The 14373-nt window shown below is 72.0% G+C and carries 14 protein-coding genes; 5 read left to right on the top strand and 9 right to left on the bottom strand.

From position 1 onward, the window contains the following. Positions 1 to 127 precede the first annotated feature (127 nt). The 5 genes from ACZ6R6_RS35420 (at position 128) to ACZ6R6_RS35400 (ending at position 5156) form a co-directional block, all read left to right on the top strand. On the top strand, positions 128 to 1012 hold the full coding sequence (locus ACZ6R6_RS35420; protein ID WP_470100844.1) for an ABC transporter substrate-binding protein: 885 nt from the start codon (positions 128 to 130) through the stop codon (positions 1010 to 1012). After that, entirely contained in the window at positions 1003 to 1923 is a 921-nt protein-coding gene (locus tag ACZ6R6_RS35415; protein WP_470100842.1) for an amino acid ABC transporter permease, read from the top strand. Before ACZ6R6_RS35420 ends, ACZ6R6_RS35415 begins: the two co-directional genes overlap by 10 nt. Beyond that, the gene (locus tag ACZ6R6_RS35410; RefSeq protein WP_470100840.1) at positions 1923 to 2687 is read left to right on the top strand and encodes an amino acid ABC transporter ATP-binding protein; all 765 of its coding nucleotides are present in this window, start codon (positions 1923 to 1925) and stop codon (positions 2685 to 2687) included. Before ACZ6R6_RS35415 ends, ACZ6R6_RS35410 begins: the two co-directional genes overlap by 1 nt. Then, on the top strand, positions 2684 to 4288 hold the full coding sequence (locus ACZ6R6_RS35405) for an N-acyl-D-amino-acid deacylase family protein (protein ID WP_470100838.1): 1605 nt from the start codon (positions 2684 to 2686) through the stop codon (positions 4286 to 4288). The genes ACZ6R6_RS35410 and ACZ6R6_RS35405 overlap by 4 nt, the downstream gene beginning before the upstream one ends. Before the next feature lie 67 nt (positions 4289 to 4355). Beyond that, a complete protein-coding gene (locus ACZ6R6_RS35400) occupies positions 4356 to 5156 on the top strand; it encodes a serine hydrolase (RefSeq protein ID WP_470100836.1) in 801 nt (266 codons plus the stop codon). 193 nt (positions 5157 to 5349) lie between these two features. On the opposite strand, the gene ACZ6R6_RS35395 is transcribed toward ACZ6R6_RS35400, so the two are convergent. From ACZ6R6_RS35395 to ACZ6R6_RS35355, 9 genes are all read right to left on the bottom strand, one after another. Further along, the gene (locus ACZ6R6_RS35395) at positions 5350 to 6144 is read right to left on the bottom strand and encodes a Cof-type HAD-IIB family hydrolase (RefSeq protein WP_470100834.1); all 795 of its coding nucleotides are present in this window, start codon (positions 6142 to 6144) and stop codon (positions 5350 to 5352) included. Beyond that, complete coding sequence (locus ACZ6R6_RS35390) at positions 6141 to 6938, bottom strand: inositol monophosphatase family protein (protein WP_470100832.1); 798 nt, start codon at positions 6936 to 6938, stop codon at positions 6141 to 6143. Before ACZ6R6_RS35390 ends, ACZ6R6_RS35395 begins: the two co-directional genes overlap by 4 nt. Further along, positions 6935 to 7699, bottom strand: coding sequence for an HAD family hydrolase (locus ACZ6R6_RS35385; protein WP_470100830.1), 765 nt, complete (start codon positions 7697 to 7699; stop codon positions 6935 to 6937). Before ACZ6R6_RS35385 ends, ACZ6R6_RS35390 begins: the two co-directional genes overlap by 4 nt. Next, on the bottom strand, positions 7696 to 8793 hold the full coding sequence (locus ACZ6R6_RS35380) for an ABC transporter ATP-binding protein (RefSeq protein ID WP_470100828.1): 1098 nt from the start codon (positions 8791 to 8793) through the stop codon (positions 7696 to 7698). The genes ACZ6R6_RS35385 and ACZ6R6_RS35380 overlap by 4 nt, the downstream gene beginning before the upstream one ends. Further along, the gene (locus ACZ6R6_RS35375) at positions 8794 to 10548 is read right to left on the bottom strand and encodes an ABC transporter permease (protein ID WP_470100826.1); all 1755 of its coding nucleotides are present in this window, start codon (positions 10546 to 10548) and stop codon (positions 8794 to 8796) included. 150 nt (positions 10549 to 10698) lie between these two features. Beyond that, on the bottom strand, positions 10699 to 11358 hold the full coding sequence (locus ACZ6R6_RS35370; RefSeq protein ID WP_470100825.1) for a DUF47 domain-containing protein: 660 nt from the start codon (positions 11356 to 11358) through the stop codon (positions 10699 to 10701). Beyond that, positions 11355 to 12335, bottom strand: coding sequence for an inorganic phosphate transporter (locus ACZ6R6_RS35365; protein ID WP_093890662.1), 981 nt, complete (start codon positions 12333 to 12335; stop codon positions 11355 to 11357). The genes ACZ6R6_RS35370 and ACZ6R6_RS35365 overlap by 4 nt, the downstream gene beginning before the upstream one ends. Beyond that, positions 12335 to 14173 carry a 3D-(3,5/4)-trihydroxycyclohexane-1,2-dione acylhydrolase (decyclizing) gene (iolD, locus tag ACZ6R6_RS35360; RefSeq protein WP_470100822.1) on the bottom strand — a complete coding sequence of 613 codons (1839 nt, stop codon included), beginning with the start codon at positions 14171 to 14173 and terminating at the stop codon, positions 12335 to 12337. Before iolD ends, ACZ6R6_RS35365 begins: the two co-directional genes overlap by 1 nt. Then, a partial coding sequence (locus ACZ6R6_RS35355; RefSeq protein ID WP_470100820.1) for a 5-deoxy-glucuronate isomerase occupies positions 14170 to 14373 on the bottom strand: 204 nt, incomplete at its 5' end. The genes iolD and ACZ6R6_RS35355, both read right to left, overlap by 4 nt.

Here is a 14373-nt window from a genome sequence, read left to right as displayed (position 1 = left end):
TTCATGGCTTTTGTCCGGTCCCAGCGTCGAAGGTTTCGATGCTGAGACTCGCAAGCATTCATGTGCGTTGGGGCTGTTACCTCCCGCCGACAGCATGAGCTCATCAATTCGCAAACCGGGAGGTTCTATGACAAAGCGCCTGTATTCGGTTATCGCTGTCGCGCTGGCCGTATCGGCGTTCGCCGGCGGCTGCGGGCGCTCGTCGTCGGGGACCGACGCCGGCGCGGGCGCCGCCTCGGCGGCGGGCAAGACCGCGAAAGACCTGGTGCCCGAGGCCGTGCGCAAGACGGGCAAGCTCCGGATGGCGACCTCCGAGGGCTACCCGCCGATGGAGATGTACAAGCCGGGCACCCAGGAGCTCACCGGCGTCGACCCGGACCTCGCCGCCGCGATCGCGGCCAAGCTCGGCCTGGAGGCCACGGTGACCAACGCCGCCTTCGACGGCCTCATCCCGGGCCTGCAGGCGGGCCGGTGGGACGTGGTGATGTCCTCGATGAGCGACACCGAGGAGCGCCGGGCGGCCGTCGACTTCGTCGACTACTTCAACGCCGGCGGGGCCATCATGGTCAAGAAGGGCAACCCCGAGGGCATCAAGACCCTTGAGGACCTGTGCGGCCGCACCGTCGTGCTGGCCAAGGGCAGCTCGAACCTCGCCATCGGGCAGCGGCAGGACGAGAAGTGCGCCAAGAAGATGCAGATCATGCAGAGTGAGGACGCGCCGACCGGTCTGCTCAGCATCGACTCCGGCCGCGCGGCCGCGACCATCGTCGACTCGCCCGTCGCGGCGATGTACGCCAAGGACACCGGCAAGTACGACGTGCTGCCCGAGCAGTACGACGCCGGCCCCTGGGGCATCGCCGTCGACCGCCGCAACACCGCGCTGCGCGACGCCGTCGCCAAGGCCATGCAGGAGCTGACGGCCGACGGCGGCTACAAGGCGATTCTGGACAAGTACGGCGTCGCGAGCAACGCCGTACCCGAGGTGATGGTCAACACCAAGCCATGGAAGTGACCAAGACCCCCCAGACCGCCGAGGCCGCGCACCTGCCGATCGACGCGGTCCGCCCGCCGCGGCCCGGCCGGTGGATCGCCGCGGTGGTCGCCGCGTCCGCCCTGGTCTGGCTGGCCTACACGATCATCGTCAACGAGAACCTGCACTGGGACGTCATCGCCGAGTACCTGATGGACGGCAGGGTCCTGGGCGGCCTGTGGGTCACGATCCAGCTCACCGTGCTGTCGATGGTGATCGGCCTGGCGCTGGGCATCCTCGCCGCCGTGATGCAGCTGTCCGGCAGCCCGGTGCTGCGGGGCGCCTCGGCGCTCTACACCTGGTTCTTCCGCGGCACCCCGCTGCTGGTCCAGCTCATCTTCTGGTTCAACATCGGGCTGGTCTTCCCCTCCTTCGGCATCGGCGTGCCGTTCGACGGCCCCAAGCTGGTCGAGTGGCAGGCCAACGAGCTGATCACGCCCTTCACCGCGGCCCTGCTCGGTCTGGCGATCAACGAGGGCGCCTACATGGCCGAGATCGTCCGGGCGGGCATCCGCTCGGTGGACCCCGGCCAGCGCGAGGCGGCCGAGGCGCTCGGCATGTCGCACCGGCAGGTGCTCCGCCGGGTCGTGCTCCCCCAGGCGATGCGGGTGATCATCCCGCCCACCGGCAACCAGTTCATCTCGATGCTCAAGACCACCTCGATGGTCTCGGTCATCGCCGGGGCCGAACTGCTGACGGTCTCCCAGCGCATCTACCTCGGCAACTTCGAGGTGATCGCGATGCTCATCGTGGCCTCCATCTGGTACATCGTGCTCACCACTATCGCGAGCGTCGGCCAGCACTTCATCGAGAAGCGGTTCGAGCGCGGCCACCACGCGCTGCAGACCAGGGTCCGCCGCAACCTGCGGCCGTTCGGCAAGGGGAACGTGTGATGGCCGAGCCCATGGTGAAGATCCGCTCGGCGCGCAAGTGCTTCGGCTCCGTCGAGGTGCTCAAGGGCATCAGCCTGGACGTGCCCGAGGGCGGTGTCGTCTGCGTCGTCGGCCCGTCCGGGTCCGGCAAGTCGACGCTGCTGCGCTGCGTCAACCGGCTGGAGACCATCGACTCCGGCCGCATCTGGGTGGACGGCGACCTGATCGGCTACGCCGAGCAGGGCGACCGGCTCCACCACCTGCGCCCCGCCCAGCTCTGCCGCCAGCGCCAGGACATCGGCATGGTCTTCCAGCGCTTCCACCTGTTCCCGCACCGTACGGCGCTGGAGAACGTCATGGAGGGCCCGGTCGTCGTCAAGGGCGTCGCCAAGGGTCGGGCCAGGGAGAGGGCGATGGAACTGCTGGAGCGGGTGGATCTCGCCGACCGCGCGGGCCACTACCCCGCCCAGCTCTCCGGAGGCCAGCAGCAGCGCGTGGCGATCGCCCGCAGCCTGGCCATGGACCCCAAGCTGATGCTCTTCGACGAGCCGACCAGCGCGCTCGACCCCGAGCTGGTCCAGGAGGTGCTCGCGGTCATGCGGGACCTGGCCGCCAGCGGCATGACGATGATGGTGGTGACCCACGAGATGGGATTCGCCCGCGAGGTCGGCGACAACCTGATCTTCATTGACGGCGGCGTGATCGTCGAGCAGGGACACCCCCGCGACGTGCTCGCCAACCCGCGCCACGAGCGCTTCCGCGCCTTCCTCGGGCAGGTTCTGTGACCCACTTCGACCTGCTGCTCCGGGGCGGCCTGGTGATCGACGGTACGGCGGCGCCCGACGCCGCCCGGCACGCCGACGTCGGCGTCCTCGACGGCCGCCTCACCCTGCTGCCGCCGGGGGCACCCGCCACCGCGCGCGAGACAGCGGACCTGACCGGTCTCGTCCTCGCCCCCGGCTTCATCGACGTGCACACCCACTCCGACGGCGTCACCCTGATCGACGGGGAGCTGGGCGGCGACATGGTCCGGGCCGCCGTCCTTCAGGGGGTCACCACGGAGATCTGCGGCAACTGCGGTTCCAGCCTCTTCCCCGCCCTGCCCGGACGGCTGGCCGCGATGCGCGCGGAGACCCGGGTCTACTTCGGCGGCGACGTCGGGATGTACGAGGGCTTCGCCGAGTTCGCCGCCGCGCACGCCGCGGTGCCCCGCGCCAACCACATCACCTCCCTGGTCGGGCACGGCACGCTCCGCGCCGGGGTGATCGGCCCCGTCGACCGTGCCGCCACCCCCGGTGAGCTGGACACCATGTGCGCGCTGCTCGACCGGGCGCTGTCGGCGGGGGCGGCGGGGCTGTCGACCGGGCTCATCTACACCCCCGGCACCTACGCGAGCACCGACGAGGTCGTCGCGCTGGCGGCCGTGGCGGCCGCGCACGGCAAGCCTTACGTCACCCACCTGCGCGATGAGATGTCGCGGGTGGAGGAGGCGCTGGAGGAGGCCGTCGAGATCGGGCGCAGAAGCGGCGCGCCGCTGCACGTCTCCCACCACAAGACGGCGGGCAAGTACGCCTGGGGACTGACCCGGCGCACCCTGCCGAAGCTCGCCGCCCTGCGCGCCGGGGGCATGGACGTGACCTGCGACGTCTACCCCTACACCGCGGGGAGCACGGCGCTGGGCGCGATGCTCCCACCCTGGGCCTCGGACGGCGGGATCGCCGCGCTGACGGCGCGGCTGGCCGACCCCGGACAGCGCGACCTGATGCGCCGGGCCATCGCCGAGGGCGTCCCCGGCTGGGAGAACACCGTCGGCAACGGCGGCTGGGACCGCATCTCGATCGCGTGCGCGCCGCGCCACCCCGAGACGGAGGGGCACACGATCGCCGAGCTGGCCGCCGCGCGCGGCCAGGACCCCCTCGACATGGCCGCCGAACTGCTCGTCGCCGAGCAGGGCGAGGTGACGATCATCAGCCACTCCATGATCGAGGACGACGTGCGGCGGGTGCTGGCCGCGCCGTACTCGATGATCGGTTCCGACGGGGTGCCCAAGCCCGGCGGCCGGCCCCACCCCCGCTGGGCGGGGACGTTCCCGCGCGTGCTCGGGCACTACGTCAGGGAGCTGGGACTGCTGAGCCTGGAGACGGCGGTGCACAAGATGACGGGCATGGCCGCGGCCAGGTTCGGACTGACGGAACGCGGCGTCATCAGGGACGGCGCCCACGCCGACCTGGTCGTCTTCGACCCCGGCACGGTCGCCGACGGCGCCACCTTCGCCGACCCGCTGGTCCCCCCGGCGGGGATCCACCGGGTGATCGTCGCCGGTGAGACGGTGATCAGGGACGGGGCCGAGACCGGCGCCCGGCCCGGGGCGGTGCTGGCCACGTGAGAGGAGACCTCGCGCCGCCCGCGGTGGCGGCCTCTGCAAGGATGACGGGTTCCGGAAGGGTGAGACGATGACAGAGCTCGACGCGGCGTGCGAGGGCGGCACCTGCACGGTGGCCGTGTCGGTGCCGGGACTGATCTCCCTCGACGAGGACACCGAGCTGACCCTCGCGAGCACCGGCAAGCTGCTGCTGCTCGCCGCGGTGGCCCGGGCGATCGCCGCGGGGGAGCTCGACCCCGCCGAGGTCGTGGAGATCCAGGAGGACGACCGCTGCGGCGGCTCCGGCCTGCTCGGCGACCTGTCCGCCCGCCGCTGGGCCGTCGGGGACCTCGCCGTGCTCACCGCCTCGGTCAGCGACAACACCGCGACCAACGCGCTGCTGCGCCGGCTCGGCCTGGACCGGGTGGCCGAGGACGCCGCCGCGCTCGGCTTCGTCCGGACGCGGATCCTCGACCGGATCCGCGAGCCGCGCCTGCCCTCGCACCCGCCGACCTTCGCCGTCGGTACGGCCGGCGAGCTCGCCCGGTTCGCGGCCGGGCTCGACGGCCGGCAGGAGTGGACCCGGCTCATGCTGGGCTGGATGGCCTGCAACACCGACCGGAGCATGGTCCCCGCCCTGCTGCCGCACGAGCCGGAGGACCGGGAGGTGCCCGCCTCCGTCCCGCCCGGAAGGGTCTGGGTGGCGAACAAGACCGGCACCGACGTCGGCGTGCGGGCCGACGTCGGGGTGATGATCGGCTCCGGTCGCCGGATCGGCTACGCCGTGCTGGCCAACGGCCCCGCCGGAGACGAGCACGCCCTGCTGGAGAGCGTCCGCCAGGCCGGCCTGGCCATCGGCCGCCTGGCCGGCCTGCCCGCCGGTCGGCGCTGACCACCTGACGGGCCGGCCCCGCCGGTCGGCGCTGAGCATCCGGCGGGTTACCGCTGACCGCCGGTCTGCGCGGCCTGCCCGGTCCGCTCGGTCTGCCCGCCGGTCGGCGCCGACCGCCTGGCGGGCCCTGCGGGGTCATCGCCGACCGGCTGGGCCGGTGCGCCCGAGACCCCGCGCGCACCGGCCCGGCCGGCTATGCCGGCGCGACCTCCCCGGCCCGTGACAGGACCAGCTCCACCAGATCGGCGACGGCCCCGTCCGCGCAGGCGCCCACCACGACGCCGGCCGCGGCCCGGACCTCCGGATGACCGTCACCGACCGCGACGCCGAGCCCGGCGGTTTCGATCATGTCGATGTCGTTCGGGTTGTCGCCGATGGCCGCCACCTGCTCCAGCGGCACGCCCCGGGAGGCGGCCAGCTCGCGGAGCGCGGCGCCCTTGGTGGCGCCCACGGGCAGCACTTCCAGGTAGGTGGCCTCGGAACGGACCGTGATCGTCCCCGGGATGTCCAGATCAGGCAGCGGGTCGCCGATCAGCATGCACTTGGTGATCTCGCCCGGGGGCAGCGCGGACCAGTCGCCCGGATCGCGCAGCGTGATCCCGTCCCGGCGGGCGTAGTCCCGCAGCTGGGGCACGTCGTGGACCGCCAGCGCCTCGCCGCCGGAGAACGCCACCGGATAGACACCCTCCGGCAGCCCGTCGAACCGGTCGAGCAGCGCCTTCCACGCGTCCGCCGGCAGGTGGCGGGAGCGCAGCACGGCTCCCGTGCCGAGGTCCACGGTCCGGGCGCCGTTGTAGAGGATCGCCGCCCCGGTGAGGCCCAGCTCCTCGTAGTAGCGCAGGGCCGAGGCCTCCATCCGCCCGGTCGCGATGACCACCTCTCCGCCCGCGGCGAGGAAACGGCGCAGCGCGTCCCGGCCGGAGGGCACCATGGCCAGGTCGCGTCCGACGAGCGTCCCGTCCAGATCGGTGACGATCCACCGGATCACGAGACCTCCCTCGCCGTGGAGACCTCGGCCATCACCGAACCCGCGAGGTCGAAGCCGCCCACGCAGGCGAGGTAGCCACCGGGGGTGAAGATGTCGCCGGACAGCGGGATGTACGTGCCGCCGGCCCGCTCCACCAGCAGCGAACCGGCCGCCACGTCCCAGGCGTTGACATGCGTGCCGTACGCGACGTCGGACCAGCCGGCGGCGATGTGCGCCAGCTTCAGCGCCGCGCTTCCCGGGCGGCGCGTGCTGGCGAAGGCGTTGACCATCCGGGCGAAGCGGTGCAGCGCCGCGTCGCCGCCCGCGGCCAGGTCACGCGGTGTGGGATAGCTCGACAGCAGCACCGCCTCCCGGTCGGTGCGCGCGCCGGAGCTGCGGATCGGCTTGCCGTTGCAGAAGGCCCCGTCGAGCGAGGCGGTGAACTCGTCGTCGCGGACGGGGTCGTAGACGGTGCCCGCCACCACCTTTCCGTCCACCACGGCTCCGATGGAGGTGCAGAAGAACGGCAGGCCCGCGGCGAAGTTCGCGGTGCCGTCGATGGGGTCGACGTACCAGCGGATGTCGCCCTCCCCCCGGACCCCGCCCTCCTCTCCCTCCACGACGCTGCCCGGGCACAGGCGGTCCAGGACCTCGCGGATGCGCTCCTCGGCGGCCTTGTCGTGCTCGGTCACCGGGTCGTGGAAGTCGCGTTTGGTCTTCACCTCGGGCCGGGAGCGGAAAGCGTCCCTGAGCTGGTCGCCGACCGCTCTGGCCGCCTCGACCGCGATGGCGGCCAGCTCGCGCGAAGTGTTCATATCCATGTCTCCTCCAGGAGGTTCAGAAGTCCGCGGGGGTCCTCGACTGTCGCCTGAGGGCTCTGGCGCACCTTGTAGGGGATCTCGTCGGTGCTCCGGGAGACCATCAGGACGGTGGCCCCCACTCCGGCGCGGGCGCCGCAGACCACGTCGCGGTCGTAGTTGTCGCCGACGTACCAGGTCTCCGCGGGGTCGACGCCCAGTGCCCGGCAGGCGATCCAGATCATCTCCGGATTGGGTTTGCGCACGCCGACCTCGTCGCTGTAGACCTGCACCGCCACCTGGCGGTCGAGGCCGTTGAGGGCCATGTAGTCACGGTGGACGGCTCCGCACAGCGCGTTGCTGACGACCGCGGGCGTGACGTCGTGCGCCCAGCAGGCGGTCAGCAGCTCCTGCAGCGCGGGCCGGGTCTTGCGGTCGCTGCGCAGCTCGCCCATCCGCCTGCAGAGCGGCGTCGCCTCGGCGATCACCAGCGAGCGGGCCTGCTCCGGCCAGTCGCCCGCCACGAAGTCGGCCCAGAACCCGCGGTGCGTCATCTCCGCCGGGGCGAACTGCCGGGAGGTGGAGTCCTTCCAGTACTTGTCGGCGCGCGCGCCGGCCCGGATGTCGCTCTCGACGTCGTCGAGGCCGAGGCCGTGGAAGCCGGCCCTGAGGAGGAGGTCGTGCACCTCCGCGGCGAGCTCGGCCGCCCACGACGGGCGCCGGGAGGTCTCCACGATGACACCGCCGAAGTCCAGCAGCAACGCCTTGGGCCGGATCACGCCCCCACCTCCGTCCGGTCCCAGGAGGAGAGCCGGACGCCGTCGGCGCCGAACAGGTGCATCTGGTCGGTCCAGCAGGTCAGCACGTCGCCGGCGGCGGCCTCGACCGGCGTGTAGGAGACCGCGTACAGCTCGGTGTCCAGGATGCGCAGCCGTACGGTCCAGGAGGAGCCGGCCGGCAGGACGGCCTCGACCACGGCCTCCTCGTGCCAGGCGGTGCCGGGCGGCGTGCCCAGACGCAGCGCCTCGGGCCGGATGCCCACGGCGGTGGGGGCGCACTGCCCGGCGCGGGCCTCGATGGAGCGCATCAGCGAGCCGGCCAGGCCGGTGGGGGAGGGGCCGACGTCGACGATCGCCATCGGCGGGCTGCCGACGAACTCGGCGACGAACCGGTTGGCGGGCCTGGCGTACATCTCCATCGGGGCGGCCAGCTGCTGCAGCTCGCCGTCCTTCATGACCGCGACGTCGGTGGCCATCGTGAGCGCCTCGAGCTGGTCGTGGGTGACGAAGACGATCGTCGCGCCGGACTCCTCGTGGATGCGTTTGAGCTCGGCGCGCATCTCCAGGCGGAGCTGGGCGTCGAGGTTGGACAGCGGCTCGTCGAGCAGCAGCACCGTGGGGTTGATCGCCAGCATCCTGGCCAGTGCGACGCGCTGCTGCTGGCCGCCGGAGAGCTGGGAGGGGTAGCGGTCCATGGCGGCGTCGACGTGGACCATCTTGAGCGCCGTCTCCGCCCTGGCCCGCCTCTCGGGACCGGGCACCTTGCGCATGCGCAGGCCGAACTCGACGTTCTCACGCACCGACAGGTGGGGCCAGAGCGCGTAGTTCTGGAAGACCAGCCCCATGCCGCGCTTCTCCGGCGGGACGTAGAGACCGCGCTCGACGGAGTCGAGGACCCGGTCGCCGACGGCGATGCTGCCCGCGGTCGGCTGCTCGAGCCCGGCTATCATCCGCAGCGTGGTGGTCTTCCCGCAGCCGGAGGGGCCGAGCAGGCACATGAACGCGCCGTCGGGAACGGTCAGGTCGAGGTTCTTCACAGCGTAGTCGCCACCGCCGTAGCTCTTGGCGACTCCGCTGAGGGTGATGTTCGGCATCTATCCTCCTAGGCCGGACGCCAGGCTGCTCTTGGTCAGACGCTGGGTCAGGTAGGTCATGGTGAAGGAGACCAAGGCGATCACGAGTACGACCGCGTTGGCGAGCTGGGTGTATCCGTAGTCCACGAGGCCGATCGACAGGGTCGTCAGGAGCTGCGTCCCGGTGGTGGTCAGCATGATGACGATGCTGAGCTCCTTGAGCCCGGAGATGAACGGCAGCACGATCCCTGTGACGAGAGCGCCCTTCTGGATCGGGAAGATGATCCGCCGCATCCGCTGCGACCAGGAGGCCCCGGCGATCTGCGCGGCCTCCTCCGGCTCGCGGCCGAGCTGCATCATCGCCGCGATGCCCGAGCGCGAGCTGTACGGCAGGTGCGTCACGGCCATCACCAGGATCAGCAGGAACGTCGTCCCGTACAGCGCGGGGAGGGGTCCCCTGGCGACGGCGAACAGCGACAGCGAGGCGGCCGCGAACGCGATGCCGGGGATGAGGTAGGGCAGGAAGGAGACCTGCCGGAGGAACGCGGCGACGCGTGGAGCCGTCCCGCGCACCACGACGTACCCGATCAGCAGGCCGGCGACCGCGCAGATCAGCGAGGCCAGGCCGACGATGCGCAGCGAGTTCCACGCCGCCGTCCACAGCTCCGAACCGCGCAGGACACCGTGCGGGAAGCCGACCGCTCCGGGCAGCTTCTCGGCGAGCCAGTAGTCGAGGGTGAAGGTCGACAGGTCCAGCGGTGTACGGGTGACCGTCGACAGCAGCAGCGTGAACACCGGGACCAGGACGCTCACCACGAAGACCAGCAGGCCCAGCCCGAACAGAGGCCAGCGCCAGCGGCGCAGGTCGCTCAGCCGGTCCATCGCGCCCTTGCCGCCCACGGTGACGAACCGGCGGTGCTCGCGCATCAACCGGGTGTCGGTGAGGACGATCAGGACTCCGATGACCACGATGACGGTGGCGAGCACGGACGCCACGCCGGTGCTGCGGTCCCGGATCGACTGGAACAGCCCCGTGGACAGCACCCGGTAGTCGGCCGGCAGGCCGAGCACGTAGGGCGTGCCGAACGTGCCGAGCACCCGGCCGACCACCAGCAGCACGGCGGAGGACAGCGCCGGGAGCATCAGCGGCACCACGATCCGCCGGATGACGGTCCGCTGCGGGGCGCCGAGGATCCGCGCGGAGTCCTCCAGCTGCGCGTCGATGCGGCGCAGCGCGTTCCCGACCAGGAGCAGCACGAACGGGTAGTAGTGCAGCCCCAGGGTGACGATGATCGGTACCGCGCCGTAGGCGAGCCAGTCGGGGGTCCGGATGCCCTGGGCCTGCAGGAACCCGACCTGCCCGGCGGCCCGCTCGTTCTTGAACAGCGACAGCCAGGCCAGGGAGAAGGTCCACGAGGGCAGCATGTAGGGGACCACCAGGGCACCGGCGAGCCACTTGCGCCCCGGCACGTTGGTCCTGGTCACCAGCCAGGCCATGCCGCCCCCGACGACCAGCGCGAACAGCGTGGTGCCCACCGCGATCACCAGCGTGTTGAGCAGCGGCTCCCAGAACAGCAGGCCGCTGATCTGGGACCGGAACACCCGCCACATGTAGTAGCCGGTCCATTCGCCCGGCTGCTGCCCGGCGTGCACGTCGTCGCCGTACTGCAGGCGGAAGGCGTCCGACAGCACCGCGATCAGCGGTGCCACGACAAGATAGGCGAGCAAAATGACAAGGATCAGCCCGAGTGCGGCGGTGGGGTCGTGGCGCAGCACGCGGAGCCGGTACACCAGTCTGCGCCGCCTAGAGGGAGGTGGCGGCGTTTCCGGCTTGGTGAGAAGAGCCATGGGTACTTCCTTCAGGGGGTTGGCGAGGACCGACGCGGTGCGCGGCCCGTCGGCTTCCTCAGTGGCTTCGCTTGGTCATCAGTGGCTCCGTTTGAGCATCGCGTCGGCGAGCGCGTCGGCCGCCTCGCCGAGCCGTCGGCCCACCGCGTCGAGACGCGACAGCAGCTCGCGTCCGCGTAGGGTGTCCATCTCCAGCGGCCCGGTGAACAGCTCGGTGAGCCGGGTCTGGTAGAGCTGGCGGACCCGGCTGCAGGCCTTGCGCGTGGCCAGCACGGCCACGGTGACCGAGCCGGGATCCTCGATCATCTTCAGGACGGCGGTCTCCAGCTCGTCGAGGCCGTCGATCACCGCCTGCAGCGGCTCGACGGCGAAGCCGAGATCCTCCGGTCCGAACAGGTCGGTCTCGCGTACGTAGTCGCGCAGATGGTCCAGCACGTCGTCGATCGACCGCGAGATCCGGAACAGGTCCTCCCGGTCGATGGGGGTGGCCAGCACCCGCCGCAGGACGCGCACCAGCTCGCCCCGCGCCGCGTCGCCCTCGTGCTCCACCTCGGCCATCTGGGTGCGCGCGGCCGACCGTTCGATCTCGCCGGTCGCGGTCGAGCGGGCCAGTACGGCTCCTGCCCGGACGACGGCGACCTGGTGGCGGACCAGGTCGACGACCCGCCGCCCGGACCGGCCGCGCACATCGTCCCAGGCCCGCCGGAACCGCCGGGCGCGGCCGTCGGCGCCGCTCACAGCAGCCTCAGCGCGAGCCCGGCCAGGCAGCCCAGGGCCATCGACGACGGCAGCGTGACCAGCCATGCCGTACCCATGTTCATGACGCTCTGCCATCGCACTCTCCTGGCTCCCTCACTGGCCGCCACGCCGACGACTCCGGCTGTGATCGACTGGGTCATGCTCACCGGACTGCCCAGAGCCGAGCTGCCCAGGACGGCGCCGGTGGCCGCCGTCTCGGCGGAGACGATGTGCAGCGGCCGGGTGATGACCAGGCCGCGGCCCAGCCGCTCCCCGACACGGGTCAGGCTGGTCAGGGCTCCGGCGAGGAAGAGTGCCACCAGGACGGCCATCCACGCCGGCGGCACCTCGACGGGGCCGACCCCGCCCAGCCCCTCGCGGCCCACGTCGACCGCGACGCTCACCACCGCGATCATCTTCTGGCCGTCGTTCACCGCGTAGGCCACGCACTGGGCCGCGTAGGCCAGCAGGTGGGCGGCGAGCACGAGCCGGGGCATCCGGCGGTAGGACGGAACCCTGCGCGACAGGGTCCCCAGCAGGTAGCCCAGGGCCAGGCCGACCAGGGGCGCGCCGGCCCCGATCGCCAGGACCGCGCCCAGACTCGACCACGACACCGGCAGGCCGGCGCCGAACCCCGCGCCGGTGATGCCGCCGATCACCGCGAGCGTCAGGCTGGTCGGCAGGCCCCTGCCGGTCAGGACCGCGACCACGGCCACCGCGATCACCACCCCCGCCAGGAACGCCGTCGCCCCGCCGCTCGTCCCCAGCCCCGCCAGCCGCTCGGTGAAGGTCCGGGCGACCGCGATGCCCAGCAGGTACGGTCCGGCGAAGAGCACCACCACGAGCAGCGAGGCGATCGCCCATCCCGGCGAGCGGGGGAACCTGAGCCCGAGGCCGATGAGCGTGGCTCCGTCGTTGGCCCCGCTGATCAGCACGAAGAGGATCGCGACCGTGGCGAAGGCGAGCGTCCACCCCATCAGAGGTAGGGCCGCTGGTCGCGTTTGTGATCTTCGTAGTGCCGGCGCGCGGTCCTGACCTCGGGCAGGCTCGACACCTCGGCCACCGGCACGTCCCACCAGGCCGTGGTCTCTGGGCCTGGGCCGGGGACGGGCTGGACGTGGACGACCGTGGTGCGCGCGGACGCCATGGCCTTGGCCAGTGCGGTCCGCAGCGTGCCGGGGTCGTTCGCCGTCAGCACGTCGGCGCCCAGGCTGGCGGCGTTGGCGGCCAGGTCCACCGGGAGGAAGGCCCCGTCGAGCTCGCCCGAGGGGCCGCGCATCCGGTAGGAGGTGCCGAGCCGCTGGGCGCCGACGGATTCGCTGAGGTTGCCGATGGAGGCGAAGCCGTGGTTGTCGACCAGCACCACGACGAGTTTGACGCCCTCCTGCACGGCGGTGGCGATCTCCTGGGCCATCATCAGGTAGGAGCCGTCGCCGACCAGCACGAACACCTCTCGCTCCGGCGCGGCCAGCTTCACCCCGAGCCCGCCGGCGATCTCGTACCCCATGCAGGAGTAGCCGTACTCCACGTGGTACTGGCCGGGGTCGGTGGCCCGCCACAGCTTGTGCAGGTCGCCGGGCATCGACCCGGCCGCGTTGACCACCACGCCGCCCTCGGCGGCCTGGTTGACGATTCCCAGCACCACCGGCTGGGTCAGCTCCGTCCCCCCGTAGGCGCGCTCGATCTCGGCCTGCCAGTCGCGGGTCAGCTCGGTGGCTCTGGCGCTCCATGCGGGGTCGGCGTTCCAGTCGCCGGGCTCCAGCGCGTCCAGCGCTTGGCGGGCGTCGGCGACGAGCATCTGGCCGGAGTGCTTGGCCGCGTCGAAGGCGGTGACGTTGATGTTGAGGAAGGCCGCGCCGGCGAACAGCGTGCGTGAGGCGGTGGTGAAGTCGCTGTAGCGGGTGCCGATGCCGATGACCAGATCGGCCTCGCGGGCCAGGGTGTTGGCCGCGGCGCTGCCGGTGTGGCCGATCGCGCCGGCGGCGTACGGGTGGTCGTACGGCACGGCGCCCTTGCCCGCCTGGGTCTCGGTGACCGGGATGCGGTGGCGGGCGGCGAAGGCGGCCAGCTGATGCGAGGCCTGGCTGTGTTTGACGCCGCCGCCGGCCACGATCAGCGGCCGACGTGATCGCCGCAGCAGGTCCTGGGCGCGGGCCAGCGCGGCGGGTTCGGGCACCGGGCGGGCCACGTGCCAGACGCGCCGGCGGAACAGCTCCTCGGGCCAGTCGTAGGCCTCGGCCTGGACGTCCTGGGGCAGGGCCAGGGTGACCGCGCCGGTCTCGGCCGGGTCGGTCAGCACCCGCATCGCGGCCAGCAGTGCCGAGGGCAACTGCTCGGGGCGGTTGATCCGGTCGAAGAAGCGGCTGACCGGCCGCAGGGTGTCGTTGACGGTGACGTCGTAGGAGCGGGGGTCTTCCAGCTCCTGCAGCACCGGGGAGGCGGCGCGAGTGGCGAAGACGTCGCCGGGCAGCAGCAGCACCGGGATGCGGTTGATGGTGGCCAGGGCGGCGCCGGTGACGAGGTTGGTGGCGCCGGGGCCGATGGAGGTGGTGCAGGCGAAGGTGGACAGGCGGTCGCGGGTACGGGCGTAGCCGACGGCGGTGTGCACCATGGCCTGTTCGTTGCGGGCCAGGTAGTAGGGCAGGGCCGCGTGGGTGCCGGCGCCCTGTTCGGCGAGGGCCTGGCCGATGCCGGCGACGTTGCCGTGGCCGAAGATGCCCAGGCATCCGGCGATCAGCCGCTGCTCGGCGCCGTCGCGTTCGGTCCACTGCTGGGCGAGGAAGCGCACGAGCGCCTGGGCCACTGTCAGTCTCATGGAGCGTCTCCAGGGGATCCGCCACGGGCGTCCGTGACGCGACGCGGCAGGCGGGGGTCGACCACCTGGTCCGCCCAGGAGGAGCGGATCCAGGCGTGATTGGGATCGTCGCAGAAGGCCATGGACCGCGTGGGGGCGGGTCCGGCCAGGACGTTGAGGTAGTACAGGTCGTAGCCGGGGGCGGCCATCGACGGGCCGTG

This window comes from Streptosporangium sp. NPDC048886 (assembly GCF_055586905.1).
This window is presented reverse-complemented; position numbering and strand designations above follow the sequence as displayed.

What these genes read in the sequence shown, in the direction of transcription:
- ACZ6R6_RS35420 (WP_470100844.1), top strand. Translation starts at nt 128, where the DNA reads ATGACAAAGCGCCTGTATTCGGTTATCGCTGTCGCGCTGGCCGTATCG.
- ACZ6R6_RS35415 (WP_470100842.1), top strand. Translation starts at nt 1,003, where the DNA reads ATGGAAGTGACCAAGACCCCCCAGACCGCCGAGGCCGCGCACCTGCCG.
- ACZ6R6_RS35410 (WP_470100840.1), top strand. Translation starts at nt 1,923, where the DNA reads ATGGCCGAGCCCATGGTGAAGATCCGCTCGGCGCGCAAGTGCTTCGGC.
- ACZ6R6_RS35400 (WP_470100836.1), top strand. Translation starts at nt 4,356, where the DNA reads ATGACAGAGCTCGACGCGGCGTGCGAGGGCGGCACCTGCACGGTGGCC.
- ACZ6R6_RS35390 (WP_470100832.1), bottom strand. Translation starts at nt 6,938, where the DNA reads ATGAACACTTCGCGCGAGCTGGCCGCCATCGCGGTCGAGGCGGCCAGA.
- ACZ6R6_RS35380 (WP_470100828.1), bottom strand. Translation starts at nt 8,793, where the DNA reads ATGCCGAACATCACCCTCAGCGGAGTCGCCAAGAGCTACGGCGGTGGC.
- ACZ6R6_RS35365 (WP_093890662.1), bottom strand. Translation starts at nt 12,335, where the DNA reads ATGGGGTGGACGCTCGCCTTCGCCACGGTCGCGATCCTCTTCGTGCTG.
- iolD (WP_470100822.1), bottom strand. Translation starts at nt 14,173, where the DNA reads ATGAGACTGACAGTGGCCCAGGCGCTCGTGCGCTTCCTCGCCCAGCAG.